This is a genomic window from Salinibacter pepae (assembly GCF_947077775.1).
GTDB classification, from domain to species: domain Bacteria; phylum Bacteroidota; class Rhodothermia; order Rhodothermales; family Salinibacteraceae; genus Salinibacter; species Salinibacter pepae.
The window spans coordinates 2955897-2975565 of record NZ_CAMTTE010000001.1; the positions used below are offsets into that span (position 1 = coordinate 2955897).

The following is a 19669-nucleotide window of genomic DNA, read 5'->3' on the forward strand; positions in this document are numbered from 1 at the left end:
GGGAAAAGAGACGAAAGCAGCGGCCCGGGCTGGCCCTCACCGGACGGGCCGAGGGCGCGCCACCACCATACCAATCTGACGATCGATCGTCCGAACGTACCGTTGAAGATCGGGCGAAACCGTCACGCCGTCGGTGAGAGAGGCGTGCAGGAGGCCGGCCGTGTTCGGCCCGCTACCGGGGGGGACGTAGACGAGCCCGGTGTGGGCCACGTCGAGCCCGTCGATCGAAGAAACGAGCGCCACGATGTCCCCGGCCCGGAGCTGGTCATAGACGGCACGGATCGAGTCCTGCGGCACGTACCGCACCGGATCGTGCCGCTGTTGCGCCCGCAGGCGCGCTTCCATCTCCTGCACGCAGGCAAAGAGGCTGTCGTCGGTGGCGAATCGGTTGTACGCCGACCGGTGGGCGCTCATGAAGTCGAGCGTATCGCGCAGGGGACGCCCCTCCAGCTGCGCGCCCAGCCGCCGCACATGGCCCCGCTCCGCGTTGTCGGCAATCCACTCCGTGAAGTAGTGCAGCCGCCCGCAGTAGCCCACCGGCCCGCCCTCGCGGTACCGCTGCTCCGCAAGGCGTCGTGCGAAGCCCGCGTACGTTGTGTCGGACGCCTGGGCGCCGCGGGCCAGGGCGAGGGCGGTCTCGACAAACGTCACGCAGTCGAACCCATCGAAGCGAGCGACGAGCGTTTCGGTCGTGGGGGCGTCGAGCGTGCCGGTGCGGTAGGGACGCCCGCGGAAGTGACGTCCCACGGCCTGCACCACCGGCCCGATTGAGTCGGTGGCCTCCGAGTGCGACAGGGCCGTCTGCAGGGCCGCCCCGAAGCGATCGGCGGTCGTGTCCGGCGGGGAGAGCACGCTGTCCGGCAGGGCCAGGGACCCACTAGATGGCGAAGACGGGGCCGCTTCGGTGGGGGCATCAGGGCTGGACTGGCAGCCGCTCAGCAAGGAGAGGCCGACGAGCAGCCCCGGCAGCGCGACGAGCAGGCTTCGGAGAGGTGCGGGCATGGCGGGCGGGGCTGGAGTAGACACGTCGCGTCCGGTTTCACCCATTCGGGGGCGACTCGTTTCCGCGCGGGGTGGGGGCCGCGGCGGACAGCTCGGACACGGGGGTGTCGAGAGCCGCCGCGTCGGCGTCGGCGAGGGGCCACCAGTTGGGGGTGACGTCGAGTGCCCGGATGAGCTTTTGCTCGAACGTGGACCGGGGGACGGTCGCTACGCCAAAGCGTTCGAGGTGGTCGGTGGAGTACTGCGTGTCGAGCAGCGTAAAGCCGCCCGCCCGCAGCTGCCGCACGAGATGGACGAGTGCCACCTTCGAGGCATTGCTGACCCGGTAGAACATCGATTCGCCGAAGAACGCCCCTTTGAGGCCCACCCCGTAGAGCCCGCCCGCCAGGTCCCCGTCCTGCCAGCATTCCACGCTGTGGGCGTGCCCGCGCTCGTGGAGGGCGGTGTAGACCCGAATGATGCGCGGGGTGATCCAGGTGCGGGCACGGTCCGCACAGGCCTCAATGACGGACGTGAAGGCGCGATCGGCGGTCACCGAAAACTCCCGCCGCCGCACCCGCCGACGAAGGTTGTGGGGGATGTGGAACGCATCGAGCGGAAGGTGCGCCCGCGGGTCCGGAGCGTGCCACCGCACGATGCCGGTGTCGTCGTCCCCCATCGGAAAGACGCCGTTGGCGTAGGCGCGGATCAGGAGATCGGGCGTAAGGTCATCATCGGGCATGGACGGTGGCCGGGAAGGACGGTGAAAGGACGGGGGCGAGCGGAGGGGGGCGATGCGTTTGGGGTCTCGTTTCGGCATAAAACTATGCCCACGGGTGTGAGTTTGTGTCGGGTGATCGCGTCGTTTTGCCCCAAACAGATGCTTCCCTCATGGACGCTTCGGACGGTCAGGTCTACCGCGCGCTCGTCGACGATCGGGCGTTCGATATTGCGATTCAGGACGACCAACTCGTCGTGGACGGCGAGGCGAAAGACTACACCTTCGAAGTGCTGCGGGAGGGCTACGTGTCGATGATTGTGGACGGCGCGAGCGTGCCCGTGTCGGTGGAGCCGACGGGGGAGGACACACTGCGCGTGACGATCGACGGGCGGCGCACGGAGGTCCAGGTGAAGGATGAACGCGACCTGCTCGTGGAAGAATTTGGGCTCGGGGAGGAGGCCGTGGCGGGGGGCGAGGTGCGGGCGCCCATGCCGGGCCTCGTGCTCGACCTGCTCGTGGAGGTGGGCGACGAGGTGGCGGTCGACGAGGGCCTTCTGGTGCTGGAGGCGATGAAGATGGAGAACGAACTGAAGGCCCCGTCCGGCGGCGTCGTGCAGGCCATCCACGCCGCGAGCGGCGACGCGGTGGACAAAGACGCGCTGCTAATTGAGATTGAGGCCGCGTGACCCCCACCGAAGACCGTCGTCGATCCATGGCTTCTTCCCATTCTGTTCTCGTCACCGGCGCCACCGGCTTCGTCGGCTCCGTCCTCACCCGCCAGCTCGTCGACGCCGGGACCGACGTGCGCATCTTCCGGCGCGACACCTCGTCCCTCGACCTCTTGGGCACGTACGCCGAGCGGGTCGACCACGCGGTGGGCGACCTCCGGCGGGCCCGAAGCCTGTACGAAGCGATGCGGGGGGTCGACCGGGTCTACCACGTGGCGGCCAAGGTGAGTTTTGCGCGGGGCGACCGGGCGGCCGTCCGGCAGGTCAACGCGGACGGCACGGCCCACGTCGTCAACGCCGCCCTGGAGGCCGGGGTCGACCGGCTCGTGCACACCTCCAGCATCGCGGCCCTGGGCCGCCCGCCGGAGCCGGACGGGACGATTGACGAGACGACCGAGTGGCAGGGCCTGCCCCACCGCTCCGCCTACGCCCGGTCCAAGCGCCGGGCCGAGTTGGAGGTGCACCGCGGCATCGCCGAAGGGCTCGACGCGACCCTCGTAAACCCTTCGCTCGTCTTCGGGGTGGGCGGGCCCGAGACCAACACGCGCCGCATTGTCGACGCGGTGCGCAGCGGCTGGCTGCTCGCCGTGCCGCCGGGCGGGACCAACGTGGTGGACGTGCGTGACGTGGCGGCGGGCCTGCGGGCGGCGATGCAGAAGGGCGAGACGGGCCGTTGCTACTTCCTAGGGGGAGAGAACCTGTCGTGGAGGACGCTCGCCACGACGCTTGCAGAAGCATTTGCGGTGGCGCCGCCGCGCTATACAATTCCGCCGTCGATTCTACGAGTCGGGGGCATGCTGGCCGAGGGCGTCGCCGCCCTCACCCGCACGCAGCCGATCCTTGCACGCACCACGGCCCGAACCGCCGCCCGCACCTACCGCTACGACAACAGCCGTGCCCGCGCCGAGCTTGGGTGCACGTTTCGGCCCTTTGCGGAGACGGTCCGACGCGTCGCTGCCGTGCTGTCCGGGGACGCCCCGATGCCGTAGCCGAATGCGCTCGGGGACACCGCGCGTGGGGACACCGACGCGGCTCTTCCCCCGTGCCCGGGGCCGTCGTCAACCCCCGAGCTCGGAGACGGCCCGTGCGATCGTGTACGGGACGAGCGCGAGGACCAGGCCCAGCACCGCCACGGCGATCTGTTGCTGTCCGCCCCGTACGGCGTAGAAGTGGGTCGTGACGAAGACGCCGGCCCCCACCGAGCAAAGGATCGAGAGCGTCCAACAGAGGGTGCGGACCGCCCATCCTGCCCACGACAGAATCGACGATGAGGAGTCGCTGGAAGACATGGCGGGGGATGTAGTCGGTGCAAAAGAGAGGAGGAACGGAACGGGCAGCCCAGGCATCGATCGGACGCGGCATGCCGCCGCCGAGCGCGGCGCAGAGGCGGGCGTGCCGAAGCGCTCCGGACAGGGTCACGTCCCGTCCGGGGTCCGGTTGGGCCGGGACGCATCGGCGAAGACGCGACGCCCGGCCAGTGCCGTGCCGGCGACCATGGTCAGCCCCCCGCCAACGTACGCCATCGCAACTCCACCGGTCGCGACCCCCAATCGAATGGGGAGGTCTGCGGGCATCACGTCAATCACGAGACCGCCCGCGGCCACCGCGGCGCCGACCACGAGGGCAAATCGAGAGAGTCGCTCTACGTACATGGAGAGGGACGTCACGGTCGCGGGGGCGCTGGCGAGAGCCGGAAGTGCGTGGGGCGAGAAGAGTCTTCACGGTCGGGACCCACAGGGTCGCATGCCTCTCCCACGTCCGCTGGAAAAATACGTTCGAGGCCTCAGCGCCTAGAACCTGAAAGTCAAGCTACGTCCCCGCCGTCGACAGTCGTCGATTGGGTGTTCGGACGCGCGGGGGGCGTCACAGGAACGGGCCGGATGTTACGGTTCTCCGATTCTTGCGCTCTGCCCCGTCGATCACGAAAGGACTTCCTTCGGGGCGTGTTGACGTAGATCCGTGTTGATCCAAGGGCAAAAGCAGTTCTGTCGCGTTGTCCCCGGCGTTTGGGTCCGAAGTCCGGAGAAGCGACCGGACGGGGGGCCCCACGCAGAAAAGGAAGCCCGGCTGTTGAACCCCGATGCCGACGACGGCGTCGGGCCCGTGTCCTCTTGCTCAGGTGCGTTCGCCATGCGTGTCGCCGCCCCGTTTTGCCTGTCTCTACTCATGTTCGCCGTCTCGTGGATGGGGGACGGAGAAGAACGCCGACGGGCCCTCCCCAGCGCTCTGCCTCATTCGAGTCCCCCGACCATGACCACCGCTGCCGATTCTCTCCCCGAGCCGTCTCCCGACCTGTCCCCGATGCAGGTGATTCGCCTGCAGGTGGAGGCGCTCGGCAGCAACGACACGCCGTACGAGGATGCGGGCATCGAGGCGGCCTTCAACTTTGCCTCCCCCGCCAACAAACGCGCCACCGGCCCGCTCCGTCGATTTCGACGGCTGTTCGAGACCCCCGCCTACGGGCCCATGGTCGACCACGAGAACGCGACCTACAGCGCACCCCAGGTCGAGGGAACCGTGGCCCGCCTGGGGGTGATCCTCACCACCGCGCAGGGCGACCGCGTGGGGTACCTGTTCCGCCTTTCGAAGCAGGACGGCGGGGCGCACACGGACTGCTGGATGACCGACGCCGTTCAGCGTGTGCCGGTCGATCAGGTCGACACCCAGGAAATCTGACCCGTCCCCGACTGCCGCCATTGTTGACGAAAAGACGAGTTTAGACGCATGCCCATGCCTGATGCTGTGCTTACCGATGAGGAGCGCGCCCAACAAGACGATCGCCCCGACCGGGCGTTTTACCGGGAGCCGCGCCTCGTGCAGCACGTCGATGAGCAGTTTCGGGAGCGCCTGACCGACCTCTACCGTCGGCAGCTCGGGGTGGGCGATGAGGTCCTCGACCTGATGAGCAGCTGGGTGTCCCACCTGCCCGACGAGCTGGAGCTGGGGCGCGTGGCGGGGCACGGCATGAACGAGGAGGAGCTGGCGGCCAACGAGCGACTGACCGAATCCTTCGTGCAGGACCTGAACGAGACGCCGGACCTTCCGCTGGAAACAGGGGCCTTCGACGCGGCCCTCTGTGCGGTATCGGTACAGTACCTGCGGCACCCCGAGCAGGTCTTCGCCGAAGTGGCCCGCGTCCTGCGGCCGGGCGGACTTTTCGTCGTGAGCTTCTCGAACCGAATGTTCGCGCAGAAGGCCATCCGCGCCTGGCGGACGGCCTCCAGGCCCGGACGCCTGCAACTCGTGAGGCAGTATTTTGAGGCCGTCGAGGCCTTTCGGGGCCCCACGACGATCAGCGAGAATCCCTTCGTGCCGCCCACGCGCCGGTTCCTGGGAGGGGCCCCGGACCCCTTTTACGCCGCTCACGCCCGCACACAGGAATGAGGGGCCGGTGCACAGGCGCGTGCGCCGGAAGGGGCCGGGAAGCGGTCACGGCAGGGGCAGGCCGTCTCCGCCCCAGCCCTTCGAGGGGCTTCGGCCCAGGGGGGCGGCGTTCCGGTCGCTCGGCGGCTCTACAGCGTCGCCTCCTCCGACGGATGCCCGTCCCCGCTGTACCCCTGCGGCACCTCCTCCGGCGACTGGCCGGCGGAGGGCGACTGGCCTGACGGGGAGGGCTGGCCTGCTGAAGGCGATGGGCCTGCCCCCGCCTCGATCCGGAACTGCCGAACCGTCTCTTCCAGCTCGGTACTGAGCCGCTCCAGCCGGCCGGCGGTGTCGGACACCTGGGTGACCCCTGCGGCCGACTCCTGGGCCGCCGTCGAGATCGACTCGACCGACCGAGCGATCTCCTCGCTGGTGGTGGACTGCTGCTCGGAGGCCGCCGCAATCTCGTCGGTCATCTGCTCGACCCGGCTGATCGAGCCGACAATCTCGTCTAAAACAGCGCTGGCCTCCCGGGAGAGCTCGATCCCCTCCTCCGCGTTGGCGCTGCTCTGGCGGGCCGCCACCACCGCCTCCTGGATCTCGGCCTGGACCTCGCCGATGATCTCGGCAATCTCGGTGGTGGCCTGGTCGGTCTCCTCCGCCAGCTGGCGCACCTCCTCGGCCACGACCCCGAAGCCCTGGCCGGTGTTCTCGCCCCCGGACGTGCCCCCGGCCCGGGCGGCCTCGATCGCGGCATTTAAGGCCAAGAGGTTGGTCTGGCCGGCGATGTCGTCGATCGTGTCGACGACCTGGCTGATCTCCTCGCTGGAGGCCTGGAGGCGCTCGATGGTCTCGGCGGTGCCCTGGACCTCCTCGGCGATCTCCTCCATCTTGCCGGTCGCCTCGGCGACGACCTCCTGGCCCTCCTGGGCCTGCTGGCTGCCGTCGCCGGCGGCGTCGGCGACCTGCTGGACGCTGCGGGCGTTTTCGCCGATCGTCTCGTTCAGCTGCTCGACGGCGGCGGCCACCTCCTCGGCCTGGGCGGACTGCTCCTCGGCGCTGGCGGCCATCTGCTCGGAGGAGGCACTGATCTGCTCGGTCGCCGAGGCGGTCGAGCCGGCCGCCTCCCGGACCCGCTCGACGATGGAGCGAAGGCCGGCGACCGCCTCGTTGAAGCCCTCAAAGAGGCGCCCGATCGCCCCGTCCCGGCCGGTCGGGAGGCGAACCGTCAGGTCCCCGTCGGCAAAGCGGCCGATCGCCTCCAGCATCGTGTCGACGCTCTCCTGCAGGCGCTCCTTCTGCTGTTCGGACTCCCGGACGGCCTCCTCCACGCGGCGCTCGACGGAGGCCTTCTCGTCTTCGAGCGCCTCCATGGCCTCGGCAATCTGGCGCTGCTGCTGGTTAAACGCCTCAGCGACCGCGGTAATCTCACGGGCCCCCTCGACCGAGACGGTCACGTTCTCCTCTTCGCTGTGGGTCAGCTGGCGGGCGAGGGACCGGAGCGGGCTGGTGACCCGGCTGCGCAGGACGTAGAGGATCGCCGCGATCCCCGCCGCCAGGAGGATGAAGATGCCGACCATGGCCCACCGGACGGTTGCCGACCAGCTTCGGTTCGACCCGACCTTCTGCGCGGCCTGCTCCTCAATGGTTCGTCGAAACTGCTGCGTCGGCCTCATGATTGCCTCTTTTGCCGCCGCGTACTCCTCCCCAAACATCAGCTGTTGGGCCTTGTCGCGCTTCTCCTCGGCGGCAAGGGCCTGGTCGGCCTCATTCAGGTCGGCCTCCGCGACCGCACTGGGCATCTCCGATTCCGGCACGCCGTTGGCCTCTAGGACGAGGCGCATCGCCTGCATCTCGGTTTTCACGAGCGCATTGGATTTTTTCTTTGCCTCTTTTAGAAACTGAAGCGCCTCGTCCGACGCTCCCTTCAACTCCAGCTTGTTGACGGCTGTCTTGCGGCGCTGGGTCTCTTGGACCTCCGTCCAGTACTTATCGAGATGCTTCGGGTCGCCGGTCACCGCAAACAAGCGGGCCTGACGGGTCAGGTAGTCGGAAGCATTCGCGACCTGCTGGCCAAGATTCTGAAAGTCGTATTGTTGTTCGTACGACGACTTGAGGGCCTCGGCGGAGCGGGCGTTGACGTACAGTCCCGCGCCGAGAGCGAGCAGGAGTATCGTGAGGGCAACTGCGGCCCGGCGGGTGATCTTGGAAAGCTGCATGGACGTCCGGAGAGAGGTGTTCTTGAGTGTGTACGACTCGGTTGTCTGAATTATCGCACACTCAAAGCTGCCTTTTAAGGCGGTCTTTCTGTAGACTCCGTTAGGGGGAATCGATGGGGCCCTGCGGCGATGCGTTACGTCGGCCCGGGGAACCGCACGGTGAAGTGGCTTCCCGCGCCCTTCTCGGTGTCCACGTCGATGGATCCACCCATCTGGTCGACGGCCTTCTTGGTGACGGTTAGGCCGAGCCCGGTGCCCTCGTACTCCCGCGCCAGCCCCTCCGACTCCTGACGAAACGGATCGAAGAGGGTCTCGACCACTCCTGGATCCATGCCGATGCCGGTGTCTTCGACGTCGAGGACGGCGGCCTCCCCCTCGCGGGCGACCCGAATCCGTACCTCCCCGGCATCGGTGTACTTGATTGCATTGGAGACGAGATTTTGCAGTACGATCTGCACGCCCCCCTCATCCGCCTCGGCCCACACGGGGGGCTCTCTGGCATCCACCCGCAGGCGCAGTCCCTTGCCTTCGGCTTTCGGCCGAAGCTCCTCGGCAATGGTTTCCGCCTGCGTGGCAACGTCCACCGCCGTGCTCTCCAGCTGCATCTGCCCCGCCTCCAGCTTGGACAGGTTGAGAACCCCGTCGAGCGTGTTCAAAAGCCGGCGGCCGCTCTTTCCGATGAGGTTCGCGAAACGAAGAGCGGCCCCCTCCGCGTCCTGCGTCTCCTCCGCGATGGCGTCGGCGAAGCCGATAATCGACGTCAGGGGCGTGCGGATCTCGTGGCTCATGTTTGCGAGCATGGCGGACTTGGCCCGGCTGGCGGCCTCCGCCTCCGCCCGGGCCGTCTCGGCCTCCTCTTTGGCCTCGCGGAGGGCGCCCTCCCGGTCCAGGCGGCCCAGAACGAGGGCCGCGTAGCTGCTCAAAATCTCCAGCAGGCGAAGGTTGAAGGGATCGAAGCCGCCGCCCTCCGTCTTGCCGACGACCACGACGCCACGGGCCCCGATCGGCACGGCCGCCGCGGAGCGCAGCCTCCCGTACTCGATGTCGTTGTCGAGCTCGCCTACGTCTTCGATGATGACCGTGTCCCCGGTCTGGAGGGCGCGTGCCGAAAGGCTGTCCCCGCTTTTCGGTTGTGGCTCGGGGGCGGGGACGGAAGGGCCTGCGATCGTCGTCCGCGCCGGATGGATGGTGCTGCCGTCCACGAACCCCGTGTTGCGGAGCGGGTAGTCGAAGATGCTCCCGAGAAGCTCGTGGATGCGATCTGAGACCGCGTCGGGGCCTTCGGCCGTGAGCACCCGGCGCGTGGCCCTGTACAAGGCCTCGATCTTGTCCTGTCGTTCGTGGAGGGCCTGCTCCCGCTTCTTGCGCTCGGTGATGTCGATTCCGAAGGCCGCGACATGGGTCACCTCCCCCTCAACGTCGGTGATGGGCTTGTGCGTCCGTAGGAAGTGCCGAACCCCATCCGAGGTCTCCATCCGCTCCTCGAACTGGGTGGTTCGCTGCTCCTCGGCGGCCGTCCGGATCGCCCGATCTCGGCGGCGCCCAAGCTCCGGGTCCACGTCTCGTTTCCGGCAGTACTCCAGGTTCGTATGGCCGATGATCCACTCTCTCAGCTCCGGGTCCGCGATGCTCTGCTTGTTGACAAATTCGTACCGGCCATCGGGCTTGAACACCGCGAGGTCCTTTACGGCCTTCTCCAGGATCTGCTCGTAGTATTGCTTTGTGCTCCGCAGCTCCCGCTCGTCTTCTTTGCGTGCGGTGATGTCGCGGACGACGCAGACGATGCTCCCGTCTTCGAGGACCGTCAGGGTCAGTTCCTGCGGAAACGACGACCCGTCTTTCCGCACCCCTTGGGCCTCTCCCCGCCACTCTCCGGTCTCCTCCAGGGCCGCTATTGCCTCCGCTTCCAGGCGCTGCTGCTCCGCCTCCTCGTAGCAGGCCGTCCAGGACCGCCCCACGAGCGCCTCCGGCGCGTCGTATCCGTAGATGCTCGCGTGGGCCCGGTTGACGTACCGGTAGGTGCCCGCCTCGCCGAGAATCGCAATTCCATCGCTCGCGGCCTCCATGGCACTGGACCGATGCCGGAGGGCCCGCTCCTTCTGGCGGCGGTCGGTCATGTCCCGAACCGTGCACACGAGCCGGCCCTCGCTCACAACCGTGAGGGAGAGGGCCGCGGGGAAGGTCGTCCCGTCGGGGCGGCTGCCGGTGACCTCCCCCTGCCAGTGGCCCTCCTCCTCGAGGGTGGGGAAGACCTCTTCTTCGAGGCGGGCCACCTCGTCGTCGGCGTAGAGCCGTCGCCAGGAGGCCCCGAGCAGCACCTCCGCGTTTTCGAACCCGTACATGTCCGCGTGGGTCTCGTCGACGTAGACGTACCGGCCGTCCTCCAGCACCGCAATGCCGTCGGCGGCCTCCTCGATCGCTCGCAGCGACGACTCGATTGTGCGTCGGCGTTTCTCCTGCTCGGTGATGTCCCGGAAGATGCCCACTGCGATCTGCCGCCCCCCGACCTCCACGGTTGCCGCGCTGATCTCGACCGGCACGTTTTCACCATCGTCGGTCTGGACGTAGATGGAAGAGCCGTCCTCGAAACGCCGGACGGTCTCCGCCGCGCCCGGCCGGCAGCACGCCTGAAACAGACGCCGGTACCGACCGGCTTCCCCGTCGGGATGCAGGTCCGTCTGGTGCCGTCCGGCGATTTTCTCCTCGCCGGCCCCGATGAACTCGGCGGCCTTCTGGTTCACTTCGATGAGACGGCCCGTGTCGATGTCGGCCAGAATGACCGGTTCGGGTGCCGCCTCCAAGAGCAGCTCGTATTTGCCCCGGATCGCGTCGGTCTTCTGCTCCCGCTGGTCCTGCTCCAACACGCGCCCGATCGACTGGGCAAGCAGCTCCAGGGCGGCCTCGTCGCCTGGGCCCAACGGCGCAGAACGCGGCTCCCGGCTCCCAAAACAAACCGTGCCGTAGACCCGGCCCTCGACGATGATTTTGGTGCCGAGGTAGCAGGACAGGTCGTACGTTTGGTAGGCCGGGTCCGTCGTCCAGCCCTGCTCCTCTGCATTCTCGATCGAGAGGGCCTCGCTTTGGGTGATCAACTCTCGGCAGTAGGTGTCCGGCAGGTCCGCCTCTGCGCCCCTCTGGAGCTTCGGGTGTGCCCCAACCGCCGCGACGGTCCGGTGGGTCGACTCCGCCAGGTCAATTTGGGCTAGAAAGCCGACCTCGACCCCAAACCGGTCGACCCCCGCCTGCAGGAGAGCCTGAACCCGTTGCCTGACCGACGAGCCGTCGGTGCCCATCACTTGACGGATCCGCTTTCGAAACGAGGCGGCGAATTGACCGGCAGACGGGAGGGTGCTCTCCGGAAAAGGGCCCTCGGTGGTTGTCTCTCTCACGCCTCCGTCCGATGAGACCACAGTCAGCGACTGAAGCGAGGACAAGCCCGTGGGCCGGAAAGAATTCGGGGACGCCCTCCAGGGCACAGGTGAGAACCGGTGTGTGAAGGAGGCGGGGTCCCGTGCGTGACTCATGCGCCCGTGTGAGCAGATAAGCGGAGAGTGTGTCCTACAGGGCATCGTTTCGGGTCGCGTGCATCCCCCAAGAGAGACACGGCCCTCACGGCATGCTCCCTGCGTCATCGCGGACGATCGGCGCTAGACGGACCGTCCGTACGTATCCTTTAGACAACCAAACTGGGAAAATGTTTTCCTATAACCACGAATAAAATCCGCCTGAACGCGCACCGGTGGCAATCCTCGCCTCCCCTAATGCCCAGGCCCGGTGGGCCCGGCGGCCCGAAAGTGGCGCCAATGGACAACACCGCAAATACCATGCGCGTCGCCGTGACTGGGAAGCGCGTCGTCGTTTTCGGCCGATTCGGTTCGTTCCCCCGACGCAACGACCCGTCTGGCGGGCCGGATCGTGCCGCGGGTGGGGGCCCGTCAGCGTCCCCGATGGCATGGGGTTTGACGCCTACACAGAGGCCAGTGCAGACGAAGATCGTTGGGTGGGTTCCACCGACGAGCGCAGTCAACAGGTGTTGCTGTCGGTGCGGATCGTCCGTGGACGGCCCCCTCGGCCCGTCGCGCTCTGAGGATTGCATTCGACGGCCGCGTTCAGGTCCTCCAGGGCAGTGCGCGAAGCCACTGTTTCTGAAAAACGCTTCCCCAGTTCATGAATCTGTTTCACGCCCTCGACCCGACGCACGTCACATACCTGCTTGTCTTTGGAGCTGGGGCAGCGGGGGGACTACTCGGCCTCATGGCCTTCGGACTTGTGGGACGCCCGGCAGAAAACCGGCGACGTGAGGCGGCCCCGGACGGTCGGCAAGCGGCGCGGAATGCCCGCCTGGAGGCCCTCACCGAAACCATGCCCGGCGTGCCCTACGAATTTCGGGCCGGGCCGGACGGGGAGCAGGCCATCGCGTTCATCGGCGACGGGGCCACCGAGCTCCTGGGGCTTGCCCCCGAGCCGGACGGGTTCTACGAACGGTTCGTGGAGCACATTCCGGAGGGCCACCACCGGGAGGCGTTTCTTCAGTCGGTGGAGGAGGCGGTCACGACGCGCTCGCACTGGCGACACGAGGTTCCGTTCGATCGGCCCGACGGGACGCGCATCTGGCTCCTCGGCTCCGCAGAACCGGATCCCCAAGAGAAAGGAGTGCTGTTTCGGGGACTTCTCCTCAACATCACGGAGCGAATCGAGGAGGAGCGTCGCCGCGAACAGGTCATCCGACGTGTCACCGACGCGATCGTCGAGGTGGACGCCGAGTGGGGCTTCACGCTCGTCAATGACCAGGCCGAAGCGCTCTACGGAATGACGGAAGAAAATCTACTCGGGAGGACCCTCTGGGACGTATTTCCCCAGGCGAAAGGGACCCGTTTCGAGAAAGAATACCGGCGGGCGATGCGGTCCCGCGAGCCGGTTCGGTTCGAAGAGCACTTTGAGAGAATGGGCGCGTGGTTCGACATTCAGATCTATCCAAATCCGGACGGGGGCCTGGCCTTCTACTTCGACGACGTCACGAAGCGGAAAGAACGGGAAGAACAGCTTCGGGAGCGCGAGGAACTGCTCCGGTCGATCACCGAAAACGTGTCCGAAGGCATCTATCGGTCGACCGCGGAGGAGGGAATCGTGTACGCCAATTCCGCCTTCGTCGAGATGTTCGGGTACGAGAGTCGCGACGAGCTACGGGCGGCCGACCCGTCAACGTTCTACGCCGATCCCGGCAAACGGAAGGCACTCTATCGGCAGGAGGACGAGCAGGGCGGGCTCGACGGGGTCGAAGTGCAGTTCCAGCGGAACGACGGGTCGACGTTCACGGGCCTGCTCAGTACTCAACGGGTCGATGCGCCGGATGGAAACCAGGTGTACAACGACGGTGCCGTCACCGACATCACCCAGCGCAAGCGGCGGGAGCAGATGCTCAAGAGCCGCCGGCGAAAAATTGAGGCGCTCTACCGGGCGACCAGCGGGCTCCTCGCCGTTGAGAACCGGGATGCCGTTCCGGACCGCATCGCCGAGGTTTTGCAGGAGGTGTTCGGCTTTCCACTCCGGCACGTTGGCCTGGTTGAGGACGAGATGTTGGTTCCCAAAGAGACGGTGGGGGAGGGCCTCTCGCGCATGCCGGAGCCGAAGGCCCAGCCCCTAAGCGAAGACCTCGTGGCGACCCGGGCGATTCAGGCGGGAGAGGCCGTTGTGGTGGAATCGACCGGCGGCCTGGAAAACGACCTTGACTACGGCACGCTCTCCACCCTGGCGGGCATTCCAATCGGGGGGCACGGGGCGGTGGTTGTCGGGAAGGAGGCCGGCACCTTCGACGCGCTGGACCTGCGCCTTCTGGAGGTGCTCGGGGGCTACGCGACACTGGTGCTCGGCCGGCTCGAACGGGAAGAACGGCTCGTCCAGGCCCGGGAGGAGGCCGAGGAGGCTGCCCAGCTCAAGTCGGCGATGCTCGCCAACATGAGCCACGAGGTCCGCACCCCTCTCATGTCGATGATCGGGTCGGCGGACCTGCTTAGGGAAGACCTGGAGGAGGGGGGGCTGGAGGGGGAGCCCGCCGACATGGCCGAGCAAATCTTCCGGAGTGGGCAGCGCCTGCGGGACACGCTCGACTCAGTGCTTGAGCTTTCCCGGCTTGAAAGCGGGGCCTACACCCTCGACGACGACTCCGCCTACCTGGACGTGGTCGTTCGGGAAGTGGCCCAGGAGCTGAACCTGAGGGCCCACGAGAAGGGAGTTCAGCTGGAGGTGGACGGCCCGCCGACATCGGTGGAGGCGCAGCTGGACGAGACGGCCGTGCGCCGAATTGCGACCAACCTCGTCGAGAACGCCATCAAGTTCACGCCAGAAGGAGGAGAGGTGCGGGTGCGGGCTGAGCCCGAAGACGAGGAAACGGCCCTGCTGGCGGTGGAGGACACGGGCGTCGGAATTGCGGAGGAGGCCCGAGAGGACATCTTCGACGCGTTCAAGCAAGAGTCCGTGGGGCTCAACCGAGAATACGAGGGAAGCGGGCTTGGTCTGTCGATCGTACACCGACTCACGACCATGATGGACGGGACCATCGAGGTCGAGAGCGAGAAGGGCGTCGGGACCCGGTTTGCCGTACGGCTCCCCCGATAGGCTGAAGGCCCGCGGCGTGACAAGATCTGTGTCGTGCACGCGCAGGCGCCGGGTGTGCGAACCTAGGGCACGGCCAATGCGCCCCGGCGGTTGGCGCCCCAAGCGCGTCTTGGAGGCCACCCAAACGCTACGACGTTGCTTTGTGTTACGTGGAAGTGAAGACATGGCGCGCGCACATCCACCGTAGATTTTGTCGCCCCTAATGTTGTGTTTTTAAGTGCACAAATCAAACTAAATGCTACTCTAGTAGGCCGTTACTCAAGGCGTTTATCTTTATGGCTTCGGAGTATTTTACCGAGAATAGTCAGGCGACCGAAGGGGCCGCAAGTGTCGAGCGTGATCTGGAAGCCGTGCTGTCCGGACAGGACACCCCCTCCTTCATCGCACGCCTGGGCCGCGAGGCGGAGACGGCCCTCGGGTCTATTCTCGAGCTGGTGGGTCGACTGCAGGACGCTTCCGCCGACATCGACGCGGTGACGACGAAAATTCAGGGGCGCGGCGAAGCCCTTCGCAGAACCTTTCGGTCTCTGAGGCACCTTGCACGTCTGTCCGACGAGGACAGCGCCCCCGATCCCGAAGAGGTCGATGCCGTCGCCCTGGCCCAGGAATGCCTCGATGAACTCGATTCGGCCGCCCGCGGTACGGGACTCGAACTTGCCCTCGAGGCGCCGTCGTCCCCCGTCGAGATCACGACGAACGGGGCGACGCTGCGCCAGGCGCTGCGCCACCTTCTGGCAAATGCGATCACGTCCACCGCCCAGGGAGCGGTGACTCTTCGCGTCGACGACGAGGACGTCGGGATCGCCTTTCGCGTCGAGAGCACCGGTACTGGGGGGCTTGGGGCGCCCGACGGGGATCGTTCGTCGCTGTTTGAGCCTTTTGGGCAGCGAGAGCCGGAACAGGGGGCATCGCCAAAAGGGCTCGGGCTCGGCCTGCCGCTCGCCAACGCCTTTTCCGATTACCTAGGGGGAGCCCTTGACGTTGAGAGCGGGCCTGAGGACAGGCAGGGGGTTACGCTACGCGTGCCCCGTGACACTGTAGGGGCCGCCCAGGAGGACACCGACACGGGGGACGACCGAGACGCAGTTCGTCTGCTGGTCGTGGAGGACAACGACGTCACCCGCCGGCTGCTCCGCCGAATGCTCGAGGACGCCTACCACGTCGACATGGCCGAGGAGGCCGGGGAGGCGATCCAGCAGGCCGAAGAGGAGGCCTACGACGTGTTCATTCTGGACGTTAACCTGAAAGACCGCCGCACCGGTGTAGAGGTGCTTCAGGCAGTGCGCAGGATGGAGGGGGGCGGGGCCACCCCTGCGGTCGCCTGCACGGCGTACGCCCTGGACGACCACCGCGAGCATTTTCTCCGGGCCGGATTCGACGATGTCGTGGCGAAGCCGGTCACCAAGCGCGAAATTCTCGATGTCGTCGATCAACGGCTCGAAGAGCCTGCTTCGTCGGAGGTGGAGGCCCCGGAAATATCACTGTCGGGGATTGAACTCCCCCCAATCCCGAGCACGCTCGTTGAGGTCGCGAGTCTCGCGTCCAGCCCCGAGTCCCCCGACGTGGAGGCGCTCACGGAGGCGTTGCAGAAGGACGCGGTGGTGTCGCAGTGGCTCATTCGCCACATCAACTCGGCGTACTACAGCATGCGGGAGTCCATCGATACCGTCGAGCGGGCCGTGCGGTACCTCGGCTTTCAGCCGGTGTGCAACCTCATCCTGACGAAAGTGATTGGGGAGAGCTTTTCCGGTGCCGAGGGGCCGGACGGGGAGCAGGTCCAGCAGTACATCATGAAAACCAGCGTGCTGGCGGCCTACGTGGCCCGCGAGCTGTCGAAGGAGATTGGCTTCGAGGAGCCCGGCGTGGCCTATACCGGCGGTATTTTTGCCCAAATCGGCCGGCTGGCCCTGCTCGAAGACGAGGGCGAGACCTACGTCGACCTTTGGTTTGAGGAGCAGGACCGGTCGGCGTCCTTTCGGGGCCCGCCCCCGCAGGGACAAGAGATTCTGCACTTCGAAGAGGACTACGTGCAGAACGGCCTTGCGGTGGGGCAGGCGTGCGGCGTCTCCGACAAATTGCAGGCTGTCCTCCGGGCCCACCACCGTCCCGCCCGGGCCCGCACGGCGTTCCGCCCGCTCGTCCCGCTCGTTGCGGTGGCCTTCACGGTGGCCCACCACGCCGGCGACCTTGAAGACGAGAATCCGTGGGACGGCGAGGAGGCCCTCGCCCGCGACCTTCAGGGGGTCCCGGTGACCCGTCACGTAGTTGAAGGGCAGCCCCTTTCCGAGCGGAAGCTGATCGCGCTGGTCGTGGACATCGTCGGGGACGCCATCGAGTTCGTCGACGAGGTTCTGGATGCGGCCTAGCCCCGCCCCCGGAGGCGCCTGCGCAGCCGCTTCTGGTTGCCCGGCACGCCCACACCTCCCTGCCTCGGGGGGCAACGGGACGCACAGGCGGCTAGGAGGAGGGCCCGGCCGTGGCGGACCGGCGGGCACTGAGCTGTAGCACCAGCCGTCGCGTGCTGGTGAGGAGGTCGGGCTCGAGGATGACGTTGCGGGCCGGAAGGCCCAACTCGCCGAGGCGGGCCGTTACGTCGGTGCCGTTGCTGTGCTGGGTCGTCACGGCGAGCAGGTGCTCGGGGTCGATCTGGGCCTCGTCTACGAGCCAGCGCGTGATGCGGAGGGCCTGCGACGGGGCGGAGGGGTCGACGTGGAGGACAAGGTCGCGCACCTCTCCCATGCGGTCCCGGCGGCCCTTCAGGGTAGCGGCGCTGCAGGAGCGTACGTCGAAGTGGGCAACCACCTTCTCGTCGTGCTCCAGGTAGCGGGCGAGGCCCCCCTGGGCGCGGGGCGTCTGCTCGACGACCAGGATGGGATGGCGGTCGGCACTGGGGCGCGGGGCGGGCGGGAACGTGTGGGCTACGGACTCCTCCAGCGCCACGTCGTAGAGAAAGTCCGCCACCTGGTCGGGGAAGGCCCCCTCGTCGGTGTTCCAGTCGGACTGAAACGGGTTCATCAGGCAGGTGCGGAGGAGGGTCAGCGACGCCCCGTTCTCCGCGGCCGCCTGCACCACGTCCGTGGGCAGCAGGTCCTCCAGGATGTGCGCGTAGCCGGCCACGTCGACCTCGGTGCGGGAGAGCAGGAAGGCGTACTGGTTGATGTCCTCCCGCCCGTCGACGGTCATCTGCTGCCAGATCCGGTTCGTGTAGTCGTTCAGGGAGGCGACACTTTCGACGCCCGGGCCCGGGGCGATGACGAAGCAGAACGCGACCGTCTCCGGGTGGTGGAACGGGCGCAGGTCCAGCTCTCCCTCGGCGGCGGAAAAGCGCTCCGTCAGTGCCGCAAAGAGCTGCTGGTTGGCCCGGATGCAGTTTTCCATGAAGCGCCCGTGCCCGTCGGGCGTGAGGGGCACCATCGCCTGCGACAGGTAGCAGCTGACGGCCACGGCGCCGGGGCGGGAGCCCTCCAGCGTCCACTGCCCCAGGAAGCCGCCGAACCCGGACTGGTCCTCGTCGGCGAGGTACGGCGCCTTGTACGCGATGGCGTCGCGGACGTGGTAGTCCCGGAAGAGAACGGCACCTGCGGGGTAGGGCACGTAGCCGAACTTGTGGGGGTCGATCGTGATGGAGTCCGTCGCGGCGAGCGTCGCGAGGGCCTCCGCGTCGTCGGCGGGCAGGAGGCCGTCGGGACCCGCGAGGTCGTCGTCGAGCTGGGCGGGCGGGACGAAGTCCCCGTCCTCCGTCTTCGGGAGAAGGGAGGCGAAGAAGCCCCCGAAGGCGGCGTCGCAGTGGTGCCAGAACGTGAGGCCGGCGTCGCCGACCTCCTGGCGCACGGCCTCAATCTCGTGCAGCGGGTCGATGGCGCCCTCCTCCGTGGTGCCCACGATGGAGACGACCCCGAGCACCGGCTGCCGGTTCTCAATGCACGCGTGGAGCCGCTCGCGCAGCGCGTCGGTGTCGAGGCGGATGCGGTCGTCCACGGGAATGGTCTCCAGCGCGTCGGCCCCGAGGCCCACCACGTCCATGTTCTTCTGCCAGCAGTAGTGGGTCGCCTGCGAGATAAACACCTTCGGCAGACGGGCGGGGTCGTCGGGAAATGCGCGGTTGTACTGGAGCAGAAACGAGGCGAGCCCGGCCTGCCGCACGCTGGGGAGCGCCTCCTGAAACGCCTGCGCCCGTGCCGGCGGCCCCTCCTGCAGGGTCGCCTTGATGCGCAGGTGCAGGTCGGTGATGGCGTCGATCGGGAGGTTGGAGAGGCGCCACGTAGACAGGGCGTCGAGGGCCGCACGCTCGCCGGTGGCGGTCGTCACCTCCAGGTCGGCAAACGACGCGAACGGGTCGGCCTGGTGGGCGACGAGGCGGACGGCCAGCGGGTAGAGCCGAATGTTGCGGGCGATCCAGAGCGTTTCCAGGTTTGCCACCGTACCGCCGCTGCAGAGGTGCCCCCAGCTGTAGGCCGGGCGCCGCGCGTGGGCGTCTCGGGGCAGCGTCTCGGGAAGAAACGTAGGATAGCCCACCATCTCGGCGAGGGCCTTGAAGTACGCCCGTTCCTCCCGCACCGTCTCCGGAGACACCTCCGCGACCACGTTGTTTTGGTTGTAGAGGAGCCCGGCAAAGTAGCCCACGAAGGCGGGCAGCGACGGGTCGCTCACGATGTGGGCCACCTGCCGCGGCGAGTAGAGCGGGGCCGCGCGCTTCAACTCCGCCAGAATTTTCGAAAGCTCGTCCCGAAGCCGGGCCGACATGTCGTCGAACGCCTCGGTCCGCTTGTCCCGCTCGTCGATCAGGCGGGGGTCCCGCGGGTGAAAGTTGCGGCGCCAGAAGACGTGGTCGCGGAGCACTTCGAGGAGCAGGCGCTCCAGCTCGTCGGCGTTCTCGCCCTTCGGGCCGAGAAAGGCGGCCTTGTGGAGTGCGTCGGAGGACGGGGGGGAGGACATGGTGGACGGAAGCTGTTGGCGGGAAGCAGGAATGAGCCCTACGGGAAGGGGCGAGAATCTTTTCGGTGTGGCGGATTTTCACGGAGGGGACGGGGGGGCGGCCGGCC

The 19669-nt window shown here is 67.3% G+C and carries 13 protein-coding genes; 6 read left to right on the forward strand and 7 right to left on the reverse strand.

Translation table 11 applies throughout. The features are described from left to right. Window positions 1-36: 36 nt before the first annotated feature. Together OJA40_RS12405 and aat are read right to left on the reverse strand one after the other, a co-directional pair. Window positions 37-1002, reverse strand: coding sequence for a DUF1460 domain-containing protein (locus OJA40_RS12405; RefSeq protein ID WP_263808522.1), 966 nt, complete (start codon window positions 1000-1002; stop codon window positions 37-39). 37 nt (window positions 1003-1039) lie between these two features. After that, window positions 1040-1723, reverse strand: coding sequence for a leucyl/phenylalanyl-tRNA--protein transferase (aat, locus tag OJA40_RS12410; RefSeq protein WP_208425866.1), 684 nt, complete (start codon window positions 1721-1723; stop codon window positions 1040-1042). Between the two features lie 149 nt (window positions 1724-1872). Here aat and OJA40_RS12415 point away from each other — a divergent pair, with 149 nt between their 5' ends. Both OJA40_RS12415 and OJA40_RS12420 read left to right on the forward strand, forming a co-directional pair. Continuing rightward, window positions 1873-2388, forward strand: coding sequence for a biotin/lipoyl-containing protein (locus tag OJA40_RS12415; RefSeq protein ID WP_221231612.1), 516 nt, complete (start codon window positions 1873-1875; stop codon window positions 2386-2388). A gap of 26 nt (window positions 2389-2414) precedes the next feature. After that, window positions 2415-3419, forward strand: a complete 1005-nt coding sequence (locus OJA40_RS12420) for an SDR family oxidoreductase (protein WP_263810804.1) — start codon at window positions 2415-2417, stop codon at window positions 3417-3419. Window positions 3420-3488: 69 nt separating this feature from the next. On the opposite strand, the gene OJA40_RS12425 is transcribed toward OJA40_RS12420, so the two are convergent. Together OJA40_RS12425 and OJA40_RS12430 are read right to left on the reverse strand one after the other, a co-directional pair. Beyond that, window positions 3489-3719, reverse strand: coding sequence for a hypothetical protein (locus OJA40_RS12425; protein WP_208425864.1), 231 nt, complete (start codon window positions 3717-3719; stop codon window positions 3489-3491). A 126-nt stretch (window positions 3720-3845) separates the two neighbouring features. Then, on the reverse strand, window positions 3846-4097 hold the full coding sequence (locus OJA40_RS12430) for a hypothetical protein (protein WP_208425863.1): 252 nt from the start codon (window positions 4095-4097) through the stop codon (window positions 3846-3848). Window positions 4098-4680: 583 nt separating this feature from the next. Here OJA40_RS12430 and OJA40_RS12435 point away from each other — a divergent pair. Beyond that, window positions 4681-5106: a DUF4864 domain-containing protein gene (locus tag OJA40_RS12435; protein WP_263790199.1), complete on the forward strand. Its 426-nt coding sequence runs from the start codon at window positions 4681-4683 to the stop codon at window positions 5104-5106. A gap of 54 nt (window positions 5107-5160) precedes the next feature. Continuing rightward, window positions 5161-5814, forward strand: coding sequence for a class I SAM-dependent methyltransferase (locus tag OJA40_RS12440; protein WP_263840241.1), 654 nt, complete (start codon window positions 5161-5163; stop codon window positions 5812-5814). 128 nt (window positions 5815-5942) lie between these two features. Here the strand turns inward: OJA40_RS12440 and OJA40_RS12445 are convergent, their stop codons facing one another. Both OJA40_RS12445 and OJA40_RS12450 read right to left on the reverse strand, forming a co-directional pair. Next, a complete protein-coding gene (locus OJA40_RS12445) occupies window positions 5943-8012 on the reverse strand; it encodes a methyl-accepting chemotaxis protein (RefSeq protein WP_208425861.1) in 2070 nt (689 codons plus the stop codon). Between the two features lie 134 nt (window positions 8013-8146). Then, complete coding sequence (locus tag OJA40_RS12450; RefSeq protein WP_341482958.1) at window positions 8147-11581, reverse strand: PAS domain S-box protein; 3435 nt, start codon at window positions 11579-11581, stop codon at window positions 8147-8149. Window positions 11582-12179: 598 nt separating this feature from the next. Between OJA40_RS12450 and OJA40_RS12455 the strand changes: the two genes are divergently transcribed. Both OJA40_RS12455 and OJA40_RS12460 read left to right on the forward strand, forming a co-directional pair. Then, on the forward strand, window positions 12180-14627 hold the full coding sequence (locus tag OJA40_RS12455; protein ID WP_263810809.1) for a PAS domain-containing sensor histidine kinase: 2448 nt from the start codon (window positions 12180-12182) through the stop codon (window positions 14625-14627). A gap of 275 nt (window positions 14628-14902) precedes the next feature. Further along, window positions 14903-16993, forward strand: a complete 2091-nt coding sequence (locus OJA40_RS12460; protein ID WP_208425859.1) for an HDOD domain-containing protein — start codon at window positions 14903-14905, stop codon at window positions 16991-16993. 91 nt (window positions 16994-17084) lie between these two features. Here the strand turns inward: OJA40_RS12460 and OJA40_RS12465 are convergent, their stop codons facing one another. Then, a complete protein-coding gene (locus OJA40_RS12465) occupies window positions 17085-19562 on the reverse strand; it encodes a pyridoxal phosphate-dependent decarboxylase family protein (protein WP_208425858.1) in 2478 nt (825 codons plus the stop codon). Between the last annotated feature and the right edge of the window lie 107 nt (window positions 19563-19669).